17 protein-coding genes are annotated in these 14,289 nt (G+C 69.1%); 9 read left to right on the top strand and 8 right to left on the bottom strand.

Annotated elements, in window-relative coordinates:
- Window positions 1-24: 24 nt before the first annotated feature.
- Both AC1Q9M_RS11675 and AC1Q9M_RS11680 read left to right on the top strand, forming a co-directional pair.
- Window positions 25-939, top strand: a complete 915-nt coding sequence (locus AC1Q9M_RS11675) for a delta(1)-pyrroline-2-carboxylate reductase family protein (RefSeq protein ID WP_492433867.1) — start codon at window positions 25-27, stop codon at window positions 937-939.
- Window positions 940-1,191: 252 nt separating this feature from the next.
- Complete coding sequence (locus AC1Q9M_RS11680) at window positions 1,192-1,731, top strand: DUF4142 domain-containing protein (protein WP_382320862.1); 540 nt, start codon at window positions 1,192-1,194, stop codon at window positions 1,729-1,731.
- 6 nt (window positions 1,732-1,737) lie between these two features.
- Here the strand turns inward: AC1Q9M_RS11680 and AC1Q9M_RS11685 are convergent, their stop codons facing one another.
- From AC1Q9M_RS11685 to AC1Q9M_RS11705, 5 genes are all read right to left on the bottom strand, one after another.
- A complete protein-coding gene (locus AC1Q9M_RS11685) occupies window positions 1,738-2,898 on the bottom strand; it encodes an alpha-hydroxy acid oxidase (RefSeq protein ID WP_492433869.1) in 1,161 nt (386 codons plus the stop codon).
- A gap of 73 nt (window positions 2,899-2,971) precedes the next feature.
- A complete protein-coding gene (locus AC1Q9M_RS11690) occupies window positions 2,972-3,745 on the bottom strand; it encodes an SDR family NAD(P)-dependent oxidoreductase (protein WP_492433871.1) in 774 nt (257 codons plus the stop codon).
- 34 nt (window positions 3,746-3,779) lie between these two features.
- The gene (locus tag AC1Q9M_RS11695) at window positions 3,780-4,751 is read right to left on the bottom strand and encodes a Bug family tripartite tricarboxylate transporter substrate binding protein (RefSeq protein ID WP_382320867.1); all 972 of its coding nucleotides are present in this window, start codon (window positions 4,749-4,751) and stop codon (window positions 3,780-3,782) included.
- Between the two features lie 37 nt (window positions 4,752-4,788).
- Window positions 4,789-5,262, bottom strand: coding sequence for a RidA family protein (locus AC1Q9M_RS11700; RefSeq protein ID WP_382156402.1), 474 nt, complete (start codon window positions 5,260-5,262; stop codon window positions 4,789-4,791).
- A gap of 5 nt (window positions 5,263-5,267) precedes the next feature.
- Complete coding sequence (locus AC1Q9M_RS11705; protein WP_291115815.1) at window positions 5,268-5,657, bottom strand: RidA family protein; 390 nt, start codon at window positions 5,655-5,657, stop codon at window positions 5,268-5,270.
- Window positions 5,658-5,780: 123 nt separating this feature from the next.
- Here AC1Q9M_RS11705 and AC1Q9M_RS11710 point away from each other — a divergent pair, with 123 nt between their 5' ends.
- The 4 genes from AC1Q9M_RS11710 (at window position 5,781) to AC1Q9M_RS11725 (ending at window position 9,622) form a co-directional block, all read left to right on the top strand.
- On the top strand, window positions 5,781-6,680 hold the full coding sequence (locus AC1Q9M_RS11710) for a LysR family transcriptional regulator (protein ID WP_382156400.1): 900 nt from the start codon (window positions 5,781-5,783) through the stop codon (window positions 6,678-6,680).
- Between the two features lie 135 nt (window positions 6,681-6,815).
- Window positions 6,816-7,694 carry a polysaccharide deacetylase family protein gene (locus tag AC1Q9M_RS11715; protein ID WP_492433874.1) on the top strand — a complete coding sequence of 293 codons (879 nt, stop codon included), beginning with the start codon at window positions 6,816-6,818 and terminating at the stop codon, window positions 7,692-7,694.
- Between the two features lie 40 nt (window positions 7,695-7,734).
- Window positions 7,735-8,736 (top strand): Bug family tripartite tricarboxylate transporter substrate binding protein, encoded by a 1,002-nt coding sequence (locus AC1Q9M_RS11720; protein ID WP_382156396.1) that lies wholly within the window; start codon window positions 7,735-7,737, stop codon window positions 8,734-8,736.
- A gap of 22 nt (window positions 8,737-8,758) precedes the next feature.
- Window positions 8,759-9,622: a fumarylacetoacetate hydrolase family protein gene (locus AC1Q9M_RS11725; protein ID WP_382156394.1), complete on the top strand. Its 864-nt coding sequence runs from the start codon at window positions 8,759-8,761 to the stop codon at window positions 9,620-9,622.
- A 23-nt stretch (window positions 9,623-9,645) separates the two neighbouring features.
- On the opposite strand, the gene AC1Q9M_RS11730 is transcribed toward AC1Q9M_RS11725, so the two are convergent.
- Window positions 9,646-10,086 (bottom strand): MarR family winged helix-turn-helix transcriptional regulator, encoded by a 441-nt coding sequence (locus AC1Q9M_RS11730; RefSeq protein ID WP_382320874.1) that lies wholly within the window; start codon window positions 10,084-10,086, stop codon window positions 9,646-9,648.
- Between the two features lie 108 nt (window positions 10,087-10,194).
- Between AC1Q9M_RS11730 and AC1Q9M_RS11735 the strand changes: the two genes are divergently transcribed.
- The 3 genes from AC1Q9M_RS11735 to AC1Q9M_RS11745 all read left to right on the top strand — a co-directional run bounded on the left by AC1Q9M_RS11735 (window position 10,195) and on the right by AC1Q9M_RS11745 (window position 12,762).
- The gene (locus AC1Q9M_RS11735) at window positions 10,195-11,142 is read left to right on the top strand and encodes an amidohydrolase family protein (protein WP_291115798.1); all 948 of its coding nucleotides are present in this window, start codon (window positions 10,195-10,197) and stop codon (window positions 11,140-11,142) included.
- Window positions 11,143-11,171: 29 nt separating this feature from the next.
- The gene (locus tag AC1Q9M_RS11740) at window positions 11,172-12,170 is read left to right on the top strand and encodes a Bug family tripartite tricarboxylate transporter substrate binding protein (protein ID WP_492433877.1); all 999 of its coding nucleotides are present in this window, start codon (window positions 11,172-11,174) and stop codon (window positions 12,168-12,170) included.
- A 127-nt stretch (window positions 12,171-12,297) separates the two neighbouring features.
- The gene (locus tag AC1Q9M_RS11745) at window positions 12,298-12,762 is read left to right on the top strand and encodes a DUF5990 family protein (protein ID WP_492433879.1); all 465 of its coding nucleotides are present in this window, start codon (window positions 12,298-12,300) and stop codon (window positions 12,760-12,762) included.
- Between the two features lie 72 nt (window positions 12,763-12,834).
- Here the strand turns inward: AC1Q9M_RS11745 and AC1Q9M_RS11750 are convergent, their stop codons facing one another.
- A complete protein-coding gene (locus AC1Q9M_RS11750; protein WP_492434019.1) occupies window positions 12,835-13,455 on the bottom strand; it encodes a class I SAM-dependent methyltransferase in 621 nt (206 codons plus the stop codon).
- A gap of 111 nt (window positions 13,456-13,566) precedes the next feature.
- Window positions 13,567-14,256, bottom strand: coding sequence for a glutathione S-transferase family protein (locus AC1Q9M_RS11755; RefSeq protein WP_492433881.1), 690 nt, complete (start codon window positions 14,254-14,256; stop codon window positions 13,567-13,569).
- Window positions 14,257-14,289: the final 33 nt, after the last annotated feature.

The following is a 14,289-nucleotide window of genomic DNA, read 5'->3' on the forward strand; positions in this document are numbered from 1 at the left end:
GTCGGATACCCGATGATGTGGGGCATGACGTCCTCCCTGAACCCCAGCGCCACCGCCGCCGCGCTGCCCTACCCCGAGCTGGCCGACGAGATCGAGGCGCTGCTGAGCGACCCCACGGTGGCGGTCCCCGCGCGCATCGTGCAGGCCCTGCCCGGTGGCGGCACCCTGTTCGCGATGCCCGCCGTCGACGCGCGCGTGGCCATCACCAAACTCATCACCCTGATCCCGGACAACGCCGCGCGCGGCCTGCCCAGCATCCAGGGCGACATCGTGGTGTTCGATGTCGCCACCGGCCAGCGCACCGCCCTGCTCGACGGCCCCACCGTGACCTCGCGCCGCACCGCCGCCGTGTCGCTGCTGGGCGCGCGCCTGCTCGCGCCCCGCCGCGACGGCCCGCTGCTCATCGTCGGCGCGGGCGTGCAGGGCCGCGCGCACCTGGAAGCCTTTGCCGCCGGCCTGGGCGTGCGCGAGGTGCGCATTGCCTCGCGCAATCCGGCCAGCGCCGACGCGCTGGTGGCCCACGCGCGCACGCTGGGCCTGGACGCGCGCCGCGTGGACGATGCCGTCGCCGCGCTGGCCGAGTGCCCGCTGGTGGTGAGCACCACGCCGGCCCGGCAGGTGGCGCTGCGCGGCACGCCGCGCGACGACGCCTTCGTGAGCGCGGTGGGCGCCTACACGCCACAGATGGTGGAGTGGGCGCCCGAGGTCTGCCGCGACCTCGCCGCGCGCGGCACGCTGGTGGTGGACACGCGCGACGCCGACCACGAGGCCGGCGACCTGCTGCAGGCCGGCATCGATGTCACCGCCGTGCCCACCCTGGCCGACTGGCTCGCATCGCCCCGGCCGGTGCGCGGCCCGGTGTTCTTCAAGAACTGCGGCTGGGGCGGCTGGGACCTGGCGGCGGCCCGCCTGGTGAGCCGCCGGCAGCAGGCCCGCTGAGCGGGGCGCGCGGCGGCGGCACCGGCGCGTCCAGCGCCGCGCCCGGGTCTTCCTCGCCCGCCACCGAGGCCAGCAGCTCGCTGGCATCGGCCTTCCTGCCGTCGGACGGCGGCGGGGGGGATGGTGGCAATCGAATGGTGCGGCTCATGGTCGTTCCCAGGGGCAAACGGCGCTCCCGCTCCCCGCCAGCGCCCGCACGGGCATGCCACTTGCCGGTGGACGGGCTCCCCAACGGATTCAAGGAGCCCCCGCATGAACCACCGAGCAAGCCCCCTGACCGCCCTGGCGTTCACCACCGCCCTGCTGTGGAGCACCACGGCCTTCGCGCAAGGCCTCGCGCCCATCGACAAGAGCTTTCTGCAGCAGGCCGCCGAAAACGGCCACGCCGAGGTCTCGGCCGGCCGCCTGGCCCTGACCAAGGCGCGCAACCCCAAGGTGCGCGACTTCGCGCAGCGCATGGTCGACGAACACAGCAAAGTCGGCGAAGAGCTGCGCACGCTCGCCGCCGCCAAGCAGCAGGAGCTGCCCACCGAACCCTCGATGCTGCAGAAAGGCAAGGAGATGATCATCGCCGGCCTGGGCGACGAAACCTTCGACCGCCGCTACCTCAACCAGATGGGTGTGGAGGCGTACAAGAGCGCGATTCCCCTGTACGAAAAAACCGCGCTCGAATCGCGCGACCCGGAGGTCAAGGCCTTCGCCTCCAAACACCTGCCGGCCCTGCGCGAGCAGCTGCAGGCCGCGCAGGACCTCAAGGTCTCGGTGGACCAGCGCCCTGCCTCGACGAAGTGAGCGCGTTCAGGGCGGCGTGGGCAGCAGCAGATCGCGGTCGAGCTGCCCGCAGCCGGTGACGCCCAGCATGGCCATGTTGCGGTCGATCTCGGCGCGCAACAGTTCGATGGCGTGCGCCACGCCGCGCTGGCCCGCCACCGCCAGCGCGTGGTTGAACGGCCGACCCACGAAGACGAAGCGCGCCCCAAGCGCGAGCGCCTTGAGCACGTCCGAGCCCCGGTGGAAGCCTCCGTCCACCATCACCGGCATGCCGCCCACGCCGTCCACGATGCGCGCCAGCACCTGCATGGGCGCCACCGCGCCGTCGAGCTGGCGCCCGCCGTGGTTGGAGACCACGATGCCGTCGGCCCCGAGCGCCTTGGCCTTCACCGCATCGGCCACGCTGAGGATGCCCTTGATCACCAGTGGGCCGGGCCAGAAGGCGCGGATGCGCTCGACGAACGACCAGTCCAGGTGGTCGCGGTGCGAGAAGTCGCGCAGCACATTGCTCGACAGAATGGGGGCGCCGCGCTCGGCGAACGAGTTCTCGAAATGCGGCATGCCGTGGCGCCACAGCGTCTTCGCGAAGGTGCCGAGCAGCCAGCGCGGGTGTGACACCCCTTCCCACGCCAGCCGCAGGCTGGGCCGCAGCGGCGTGGAGAAACCGTTGCGCACGTTGTTCTCGCGGTTGGCGCTCACGGGAATGTCCACCGTGACCACCAGCGTCTCGTAGCCCGCGTGGCGCACGCGCTGCAGCAACGCGAGGATGCGCGCCTCGTCGCCCGGCAGGTAGGCCTGGAACCAGGTGCCCGGCGCGGCCTGGGCCACGTCCTCCAGCGGCGTGAGCGACGAACCGCTCAGGATCGCGGGAATGCCGGCCTCGCGCGCGGCCTGGGCCAGCGCGATGTCGCCGCGGTAGGCCGAAAGCGCGGCCAGGCCCATGGGTGCGATGCCGAAGGGGCTCGCGTAAGTGGTGCCGAACAGCGGCTGCTGCTGCGTGCGGCGCGACACGTCCACCAGCACGCGCGGCACGAAGCCATGGGCGTTCATCGCGTCCTGGTTGCGGCGCAGCGAGACGTTGTCCTCCGCCGCGCCCGCCACATAACCGTGGATGGGCCGGGGCAGGCGGCGCTGCGCGAGCGGCGCGAAGTCCTTGAGCGCGAGGATGTTCGAGAGGGCGGAGGGCATGGTGAAGCGACAGGAAGGCTCCCGCCCCGGCCAGGTCGCCGGGGCGCGGGATTCGAAAAGGAAAAGCCGGGGGTCAGGCGAGCGTCTGCCCGCCGTCCAGCGTGATGGTGCTGCCGGTCACGTAGGCCGAGGCGTCCGAGGCCAGCCACACGGCGATGTCCTGGATTTCCTCGGGCCGGCCGATGCGGCCCAGCGGCACCTGGCGCACGAAGGCCGCGTACTTCTCGGGCACCGACATCTCGGCCTCGGTCAGCGGCGTGAGGAAACGCCCCGGCGCGAGCACGTTGACGCGAACCCCTTTCGGCGCCCACTCCATCGCCAGCGCGCGCGAGAGGTTGATGACCGCCGCCTTGGCCGCCGAGTACGGCGCGTTGCCGGCCCGGCCGCGCATGCCGGCGGTGGACGAGAGGTTGATGATGGAGCCGCCGCCCTGTGCCAGCATGTGCCGGCCCACGGCACGGCAAACCTTGAAGGTGGACGAGAGGTTGGCCGAAATGACGCCGTCCCACTCCTCGTCGGTCACGTCCACGCTGGGCTTGCGCAGGCTGCCGCCGGCCGCGTGGGCCAGCACATCGATGCGGCCGAAGCGCGCCACCGCCTGCTCCACCACCGCATCGACCTGGCGCGAATCGGTGGCGTCGGCCACGGCCACCAGGGCTTGGCGGCCCAGCGCCTCGACCTCGCGGGCCACGGCCTCCAGGTCGGCGCGCGTGCGCGCCATCAGCACCACGTCGGCCCCCGCGCCGGCAAAGCCCAGCGCGATCGCGCGGCCCAGCCCCTTGCCCGCGCCGGTGACCAGCGCGGTGCGCCCCGCCAGGCGACCGCCGGCCTGTTCCTTGTCATTCATGAGGTCCGCTCCTGATGCTGATGCTGCTGAGTCTTCAATCCGCCGTGATGCCGGCCGAGCGGATGATGCCACCCCACTTGGTGGCATCGGCCTGCACGAAGGCCTTGGTGGCCGCCGCGTCCGAGGCCAGCGTGGTCAGGCCGAGTTGCGCGAGCTGCGTCGTCACCGACGGCTGGCGCAGCGCGTGCGTGAACGCGTTCTGCAGTTGCGTCACGATCGGCGCGGGCACACCGGCCGGGGCGAAGACCGCGTACCACACGGACGCGCCGAAATCGGCCAAGCCCGAGGCCGCCAGGGTCGGCGTGTCGGGCAGTTGCGCCACGCGCTGCGACGAGGTGACCGCCAGCGCCTTCAGGGCACCGCTGCGGATCTGCGGCAGCAGCGGCGGCATGTTCTCGAACGCCAGCGTGACGCGGCCGGCCAGCAGGTCCTGCATCGCCGGCGCCGTGCCTTTGTACGGCACGTGGATCATCTCGGTGCCGGTCATGCGCTCGAACAGCTTGGCGCAGAGGTGCTGCGTCGAGCCATTGCCCACCGAGGCGTAGGCCACCTGGCCCGGCCGCGCCTTGATGTAGGCGATGAGTTCCTGCACCGAGTTCACCGGCAGCGAGGGCGGCACCACCAGCACGTTGGGCACGGTCGCCACGCCGATGATGGGCGTGAAGTCCTTGAGCGGGTCGTAGGGCAGGTTCGGGTACAGCGCGGGCGCGGTGGCGTAACCGGGCGTGCTGCCCAGCGTGAGCGTGTAGCCGTCCGGCTTGGAGCGGGCCACGGCTGTGGTGCCCACGACGCCGCTGGCGCCCGGCTTGTTGTCCACCACCATGGGCTGGCCCAGCACGCCACCGGCCTCGCGCGCCAGCAGGCGGCACAGCAGGTCGTTCGTGCCGCCGGCCGCCCAGGGGCTCACCAGCGTGATGGGGCGGGAGGGAAAAGCCTCGGCAAAGGCCGGCCATGCCGACGTGAGGCTGCCGAGGCCCAGGGCTTGGATGAGATGACGTCTTTGCATGGTGGTGGTCCTTTGCGCGGGGTGAGGGGGTGAAGGGTCAGGGTTGGATTTCGAAGGTGCAGATCGTCTCGACCGGCGCCGTGTAGATCAGGTCGGGCACGCTCAGGCTGGCGCGCGCCATCGCCGCGCGCTCGGCGCCCAGCACCTCCACGAACAGGTCCGACGCGCCGTTGGAGACGTAGGGCGCGCGCTCGAAGCCGGGCGCGCCGTTGACGTAGATCAGCAGCTGCACCACACGCACGATCCGGTCCAGATCGCCGAGCACGGCCTTGGCCTGGGCCAGGTGGTTGATCGCGCACAGCCGGGCCGACTGGTAGGCCTCGTCCACCGAGACCTTGTCGCCCACCTTGCCCAGGTAGGGGAACTCGCCGTTGTGGTGCCCCAGGGCACCCTGGCAGAAGAACAGGTTGCCCACCGCGACGCCGGGCACCAGCGCCGGGTTGGCCTTGATGATGGGCGCATCGGGCAGCACGATGCCCAGCTCGGCCAGGCGTGATTCGATCTTGCCCATGGGTCTCACTCCACTTCGGCGACGCACTCGATTTCCAGCAGGAAATCCTTGCGCGGCAGGCGGGCCTCGACGGTGGTGCGCGCCGGCCAGGTCTGCGGGTCGTTGCCGAAGAACTCGCGGTAGATCTCGTTCATCTCGTCGAAGTCGGCGCGGCGGTCCAGGAACACATTGACCTTCACCACCTGCGCCAGCGACGAGCCGGCCTCTTCCAGGATGTTCTGCAGGTTGGTCATGCACTGGCGCATCTGCGCGGTGAAGTCGCCCTTGGCCAGCTGCATCTCGCCGTGGTAGGCCGGGCAACCGGAGACGAACACGAGGTTGCCGGTGCGCACGGCGTGGGCGTGAGGCGCCTTCGTGCGGGTCACCTTGGGGCTGTAGATCACTTGTTTGGTCATGGGAACTCCTGTGTGCGGAAAAACGTTGGAAACGCAAATGTGCCTGCCGTTTGGCGTCGCAACAAACGATTTGTTTTGAACAATGAGTTGCCATTTTCGCAACACACATCCTAGAATCGCCGCATGATCCTGCAGACCTCCCTGCTGCGCTACCTCGAAGTGGCGCAAAGCGGCTCCATCCGCGCCGCCGCCGAGCGGCTCTTCGTCACGCCCTCCGCGCTCAGCCGCGAGCTGCAGAAGCTGGAGGAAGACCTGGGCGTCACCCTGTTCGAGCGGCGCGCGCGCGGCATGGTGCTCACCGCCGCCGGCAAGGTCTACCTGAACCACGTGCGCGACGCGCTCAACGGCATCGAGCGCATGCGCTCCGAGCTCGACGCGCTGCAGAACCTGCACCGCGGCCACGTCTCGCTGCTCTCGGTGGAGGGCTACGCCTCGGACTTCCTGGCCCCCGCCATCGCCCAGTTCCAGGACGCCTACCCCAACATCACTTTCTCGCTGCGCATCACCGGCACCGGCGCGGTGGAGAACGGCATCGCCAGCGGCGAGGCCGACATCGGCCTGGTCTTCAACCTGCAGCCCAAGGCCGAGATGCACTCGGCCCTGCACCTGCACGCGCCCCTGCTCGCCGTGATGGCGCCCAGCCATGCACTGGCGCGGCGCAAGAGCCTCACGCTCTCGCAGATCGCCGGGCAGCGCCTGGCGCTGCCCGACAACAGCTTCGGCGTGCGCCGCCTGATCGACTTGCAGAGCCACATGTCCAAGGTCCACATCACGCCCGCGCTGGAAGCCAACTCGCTCGCGGTGCTGCGCGGCTTCGCGCGCAACGGCGGCGGCATCACCCTGCTCTCGCACATGTCCATCCGCAACGAGCTGGCCATGGAGCAGCTGGTGGGCGTGCCGCTGGACGACGCGCTGCTCTGCCAGGGCGGCATCGACGTCTGCGTGCTCTCCGAGCGCAAGCTGCCCGTGGCCTCGGCGGCCTTCCTCAAGCACCTCACCGAAGTGGGGCGCGCCGCGCTCTGAAGCGGTGCGTCAGCGTTGCGCGCAGATCAACACTGCGTGCAAAAGAAGTCGTTTGTGGTTGCACAGTCGACTCCGTAAGCTCGGGACCATTCAGGCAAGGCACTGGCGCCTTGCGGTTGGAACCCGGAGCCCCCAATGCCCCAGAAACTCGACGTGCACGCCGGTGCCATCGAAACCCTGCCCCCCGCCGATTTCCGCTGGCCCGGCGGCCAACGCCTCGGCATCTTCTTTCGCGTTGCGCTGGAAGGCTGGTCCGATGACCAGTGGCCGGGCTTCGGCCCCATGGGCAACCCGCTCAAGCCCGGCACGCCCGACCTGAACGCGCTCGGCTGGGTCGAGTACGGCATCCGGCGCGGCATCCACCGCATCCTCGACGTGCTGGAGCGCCAGCAGATCCAGACCAGCATGCTGGTCTGCGGCGTGCTGGCCGAGCGCTACCCTGAAACGCTGCGCCGCATCGCCGATGCCGGCCACGAAATCGTGGCGCACTCCTGGGGCATGGACGTGATCCCGGCCTACCTCGACGAAGCCGCCGAACGCGCCAACATCCGCCGCACCACCGAGCTGCTGGAACAGGCCTGCGGCGTGCGCCCCGTGGGCTGGATCAGCCCGCGCGCCTCGCCCAGCGTGCGCACCGCGCGCCTGCTCGCCGAAGAAGGCTACGAATGGCACGGCGACACCATGAACGACGACCTGCCCTACCTCGTGCGTTTCGGCGACCGCGAGATCGCGGCTTTTCCCGGCGGCATGGAGATGAACGACACGCCGCACGCCATCCGCTACGGCAACGCACCGCGCCAGATGCTGGAGCTGTTCGACGACTGGCTCGACTTCGTGCAGCGCCACGAGCCCGGCGCGGTGCGTCTGAACCCTTCCATCCACGGCCACGTGTTCGGCCGCCTCAGCGGCATAGGCGTGTTCGAGGAACTGATCCGCCGCGCCCGCGCGCTCGACGACACCTGGATCGGCCGCCAGGGCGATGGCATCCGCCACCTGCGCCAGTCGCTTCGCTGAACACCCCTCACCACCCCCACCGCCCCACAGGAGAAGCTCCATGAACGCACACCACCCGCATGGCCTCACCCGCCGCCACGTTGTTGCCGGCGGCACGGCCCTGGCCGCCCTGATGGGCAGTGGCCTGGCCCGCGCCGCCGGCTACCCCGAGCGCCCCATCCGCATGGTGGTGCCCTACCCCGCCGGCGGCTCCACCGACATCGTGGCCCGCCTGGTCGCCAAGCACCTCGGCGAAGTGCTCAAGGGCACCGTGGTGGTGGACAACAAGGGCGGCGCGGCCGGTGCCATCGGCGCGGCCGACGTGGCCCGCGCCGCACCCGACGGCTACACCCTGCTCTCCAACATCGTCACCTCGGCCGTGCTCACGCCCATCACCCAGGCCAAGACGCTCACCTACGACCCCATCGGCGCCTTCCAGCCCGTGGCCATGGTGGCAAAACTGCCCAACGTGCTCATCATCAACAAGGACATTCCGGTGCGCACCTTCAAGGAGTTCGCCGCCTGGGCGCGCGCCAACCCCCAGCGCGCCAGCTACGGCACGGGCGGCACCGGCAGCGTGATGCACCTCACCGGCGAACTGCTCAAGCGCGACGGCGACTTCGCCATGGAACACGTGCCCTACAAGGGCGCGGCCGCCGCCATCCAGGACCTCATGGGCGGCAGCATCGTCGCGGTGCTCGACAACATCACCGGCGTCATCGGCCCCATCCGCTCCGGCCAGGTGCGCGCCCTGGGCGTCTCCACCGACCAGCGCTCGCCCGCCCTGCCCGACGTGCCCACCTTCGCTGAAGCGGGCGTCAAGGGTTTCTCCAACGCCAGCTGGTTCGGCGTCTTCACGCGCGCGGGCACGCCGCGCGACATCGTCGCCCAGCTCGAAAAAGCCACGCTGGAAGCCTGCGCGCGGCCCGAGGTGGTGCGCACGCTCACCGAACTCGGCGCCGTGCCCGACCCCATGGGCGCCCAGGCCATGGACACCTTCTGGAAAGCCGAATTCACCTACTGGAAACGCGCCATCGACGCCGCCGGCATCCCCCTGAACTGAACCCCGACCCCAAAGGCCTCTCTTGAAATTCGCCAGCTTCCTGCACCAGGGCACCGCCACCTACGGCGCCGTCATCGACGACCAGCACCTCGTGGACCTGCGCCCCGCCCTGGGCGCGCTCGCGCCCGACCTCCAGAGCGCGATCGCGCAAGGCCTGCTTGACAAGGCCGCCACCCTCGCACGCGCCGCCACCGAGCGCATCCCGCTCGACGCCGTCGAGTTTCTGCCCGTGATCGGCCGGCCGGCCAAGATCGTCTGCGTGGGCCTCAACTACGCCGACCACGTGCGCGAGACCGGCCGGCAAGTCACGCAGCAGCAAGCGCCCACGCTGTTCCTGCGCGTGGCCAACTCGCAGGCCGGGCACGGCCAGGCCCTGCTCATCCCGCCCGAATCGCCCGCGCTCGACTTCGAAGGCGAGATCGCCGTCATCATCGGCAAGCCGGGGCGCCGCATCGCCGAGAGCGCGGCCTGGGCGCACGTGGCCGGCTACGCCTGCTACAACGACGCCAGCATCCGCGACTGGCAGACCGCCACCTCGCAATGGACCGCCGGCAAGAACTTCGCACGCACCGGCGCCTTCGGCCCCTGGATGGTCACGGCCGACGAGATCCGCCCCGACCAGGTCATGACCCTGGTCACCCGCCTCAACGGCGAAGAAGTGCAGCGCACCACCACCGACCTGCTCATCCACAGCATCCCCTCGCTCATCGCGCACATCAGCTGCTTCACCGAACTCGAAGCGGGCGACGTCATCGTCACCGGCACCCCGGGCGGCGTCGGCTTCAAGCGCCAGCCGCCGCTCTACATGCGGCCGGGCGATGTGGTGGAAGTGGAAGTGGATGCGCTGGGCGTGCTGCGCAACCCGATCGAGGCCGAACTGGCCTGAACGCCCCGGGGCAGGCCCGGGGTTCAGTCCCCGGTGATCTTGCCCAAGAGCCGGATCAGTTCGGCGGTCTCGGCATCGGAGAGCGCGGCGCGCAGCGCCGCCTCGTGCTCGCGCACGATGCGCGCGGCGCGGCTCCAGCACTTGCGCCCCTCGGGCGTGAGCTTCAGGTACACCGTGCGCCGGTCGTGCTCCTGGCGCGTGCGGTCGATCAGGCCGCGCTCGGCCAGCTTGTCCGCCAGCGGCACCATCGACGGGTTCGTCAGCCCCACGCCGCGCGCCAGCTGGCCCTGCGGCAACTCCACATTGCAACTCAACAGCTCCAGCACGCCATACATGGCCGTCGTCAGCTGCAGCTTGCCCAGCGCGAGGTCCAGGCGGCGCAGCGCCTGGTTGTGCGCTTTTCGAAGGTGGTACCCGACGTAAGCGTCGAGCGCGGGAGAAGAAGGAGGGGTGCAATCGGCCATGGGCAGCCGGCAGGATAGCACGCAGCCACTCGATCATTCTCTGTCTATTAGTTTGACATCAAACTATTCGATGACTACACTTCGGTCCAACATCAATCAGGAGACCGCATGTTCGTCGTCGACAACCACATCCACCTGGGCCAGCCGGGTGTTCACGTTTCGCAGCACATCTACAGCGAGCTGCGCAAGAACTGGAGCGATCGCGGCTTCCGGTACCACAGCACCGAGGTGAAGTCCGAGCGCCGCGACGGCGAGATGCTCGTCCACGTGATGGACGAAGTCGGCATCGACGTGTGCTGCGTGCTCGCCGGCAACTGGAACCGCGTGCTCCCGCCCGAGCAGCGCCCTTACAACGTGCCCAACGAATTCGTGGCCCAGCAGGTCAAGGCCTCCAAGGGCCGGCTCATCGGCATCTGCAGCGCCGACCCCATCATCGACCCCTGGGGCGCCGCCGACGAACTCGAGCGCTGCGTGCGCGAGCACGACTTCCGCGGCATCAAGCTCTACCCCACCTACGCGCACTTCGACCCGCGCGACAAGGCCTGCGAACCCCTGTACGAAGCCGCCTCCGCGCTCGGCGTGCCGGTGCATTTCCACATGGGCTTCACGCCCGTCTGCGGCGCCGACATGAAGCTGCAGCAGCCCTGGCTGCTCGACGAAGTGGGCCAGCGCTTCCCCAAGATGAAAGTGGTCATCTGCCACCTGGGCTACCCCTACGCCGCCGAAGCCATGGGCGTGGTCGCGCGCAACCCCAACTTCCACGCCGACCTCAGCGCGCTGGGCTTCTACCATCCGCGCACCGTCTACCAGCTCATCCACGACTTCGGCTGCGTCAACCCCTGGGAACGCCTGCTCTACGGCTCGGAGAATCCCTTCATGTGGACCTTCCACAAGACCGTGCAGAACATCAACGAACACGCGCGCGCTCTCGACATGCCCGAGATCCCCGACCACGCGCTCGAACTCATCCTCGGCGGCAACGCCACGCGCCTCTACCGCATCGACCAGAGCAAACAGCACCGCCCCGCGACGCCGCCCGCCAAGGCCGCCGCCTGACCACCCCATCACACCGGAGACAAGACACCATGAAGAAGATCGCTCGCCGCTCCCTGCTGGCCGCAGCCCTGGCACCCGCCTTCGGCACCCTCGTCGCCCCACTGGCCCATGCGCAGGGGGCCTTCCCCGCGCGCCGCATCTCCGTCGTCGTGCCCTTCCCCGCCGGCGGCCCGGCCGACATGGTCGCGCGCGTCATGCAACCGCTGATGCAGAAAGCCCTGGGCGAAACCGTCATCGTGGAAAACTTCGCCGGCGTCGGCGGCGCCATGGGCGTGGGCAAGGTGCTGGCCGCGCCGGCCGACGGCCACACCATGCTGCTCACCACCGTGGCCGAGCCCATCCTGCCGCCCCTCACCATGCCCAGCGTGCGCTACAAGCCCGACGACCTCGTGCTCGTCTCGCAACTCTCGTACACCAACATCGCGCTCGTCGTGCGGCCCAGCCTGCAGATCAACTCGGCGCAGGCCCTGGTGGACTACCTCAAGAACCCGTCCAACAAAGCCCTGACCTACGCCACGCCCGGCAGCGGCACGCTCTACCACCTCATGGGCGAGCACTTCAAGATGCTCACCGGCACGCAGCAGCTCATGCACGTGCCCTACAAGGGCCTGGCACCGGCCGTGAACGACCTCATTGGCGGCCAGGTGGACGTGGCCTTTCTGCCCATGGCCGGCAGCACCGCCAAACTGATCGAAGCCGGCACCCTGCGCGCCCTGGCCCACACCGCCGACAAGACCGTGGCCGGCCTGCCGCGCCTGAGCGAAGTCGACGCCAGCCTGAAAGACTTCGTCTACACCGTGTGGACCGGCGTCTTCCTGCCGCGCCAGACACCCACCGACGTGGTGGCCGCCGTGCACAAAGCCATCGACACCGCACTGCAAGGGCCGGAATTCGGCGTGTACACCCGCGAAGCCGGCGGCGTGGCGCTCACGCGCGCCATGCCGCTGAAACAGGCGCAGACCTTCTACAACGCCGAAGCGCAGCGGCTGCAGCGGGTGTTTCAGGCGGTGAAGCTGAAGGCGGACTGAGCGCGAGCGCAGCTTCAAGAGCAAGGGCCCCGATGGGGCCCTTTGTTTTTTCGCATCTCAGCTAGGATGGCTGTCGGCCAGCAGCGAGCACGCGCCAGAGCCTTCACAAGCCTGTCACCCGGAAGCCATGAAAAACGGAACAACCGCTGAACTTCAGATCATCCTTGCCGTCACGGCATTCCCATTCGGGGTCCGTTTTGCGGTGCAACACGGTCGCGATGGCTTGCTGCCGCCCTACGCGTCGACGGCCGAGCTCGTGTCGTTCGCCATCACCATGAGTCTCGGCCCCACGCTGCCGGACGGATCGTTCAACTTCCGTGGCCCGTTCGCGCAAGGCACACCGGCCGACCGCTTCATTTACCTGAACTCGGGGACCTACGCAGGCCAACCCGATTCACGCTGGGAGCGAAGGGCGAAGATCAAGTTGGCCGGCATCCCCCAGCCCTTGGTGGAGACCGCCACAGGAGACGCCAACTGCGCCATCGAAGGTCGCATCCACGGCACGGCGCGAGACGGCGGGCCGGTGTGCGCGACCGTGGGTCCTCAGGCGATCAGCTGGCACTTGGTCAAGCGCTCCACGCCCTCTGAGTGACGCGGACTTCCGCTTCGTCGATTTCCGTCGGGTGTCAGCACACGGCGTGGCTGGCCCATCCAGAAGCACGGGCTACTCTGCTGAAGCGGCCAGCCGGCGCAGTGCAAGAAAGCTCCATCTGACGTCCGCCCGCCCAAGCATGTCTTCGCGCTCGGCCTGGTGGTGGCTGTGCAGCCCGTGCCGTGCGGCCAACCGAACCGTGTCCTCAGCGGAGACGTCGAACATTCTTCTGCCCTCCGGTATCGGGCCGTGCCGCAGAGACATGAAGACCTGACCGTTGTCGGCCGTCAGCGCGGCCACCGCTTCCATGGCCACCTCCCGCTCTTGAGGATCCAGATGCATCCACACGGCGGTGAGAAGGACGACGTCGAACCGGCGCTTTGCTTGCCGCAAAACGCCCAGCGTCGGCAGATGGTCGTCCATCCAATCGATGGGCAGCGCGCCATGAAGGCGCTGGCCCTCGCGGCGAAGTTCGCCTGTGGGCTCCACGGCGACGACCTGATGACCGCAGCGGGCGAGTGCCGCGGCATCGCGCCCCGACCCCGCGCCGATGTCGACCACCGTGGCCGGCTGTGTGGGAAACAGGTGAATCAGGTCACGGTAGACCTCAGCGAAAGTGATGCTCTCGTATTGAGAAGCCAAGGCCGATGCGTTCGCACCGTATCCAGCCGCTCCGGGGACTGTAGAGGTCATGGATGCCATACGTGGTTTGGAGAAGCGCTTGCGGAGCGCAGCGCGCGACTGCTTCTGGCCGATGCCCGACATGCTAGCTCAGGCTGAACCATCGAGGCGACCCACGGCCGCTCATTGCAGTTCAACATGCCCAGCAAACGCCCCGCCACTGCGCACCACCTCCCCATGCTCCACCCCATGCGCGAAGCGCACGGCGGGGTCGGCCTGCAGGCGCTCATACAGGGCGTTCAACGCCGGGTAGTCGCGGCGGTCCAGCACCTGGTGGAAATCGTTCCAGCGCGCGATGCCCATGAAGTACGCGTCCGCCGCGCTGCGGTGCTCGCCCACCAGCCAGTCGCGCCCGCCCAGCAAACCCTCCAGCGCGGCATGGGCGCGGCGCACCTTGTCGTGCCCCATGGCCGTTACCGCGCGCAGCGCTTCGCCTTGCAGGCCGTGCTCCATTGCGTACCAGAGCGGTGCGAATGACTCGAAGAAATCGGTGTTCAGGAACGCCAGCATCTCGTTGAAGCGGTCGAACTCCGCGCTGCCCTGCGCAGGCACCAAGCCGCTGGAGGCAGCCACCCCAGCCGCCGCCCCGATGTGATGCAGGATGGCCACGCTCTGGCTCACGAAGCGGGCATCGGCCGTGCGCAGCGAGGGCGTTTCGCCCCCCGGGTTGATGCGCTTGAAGGCCTCGCTGCTCACCACCTCGGGCATCTGGATGCGGCACAGCTGGTAAGGCAGGCCGCTCCACTCCAGCGCCACGATGGCACCAAACGAACAGCCTTCAGGCACGCCATAGAAAAGAAGAATAAGTTTCATGGTGGGTTTCAACTCCTGTTGCATTGACGAAGG

It is taken from the genome of Hydrogenophaga sp. GW823-FHT04C09, from assembly GCF_058796355.1.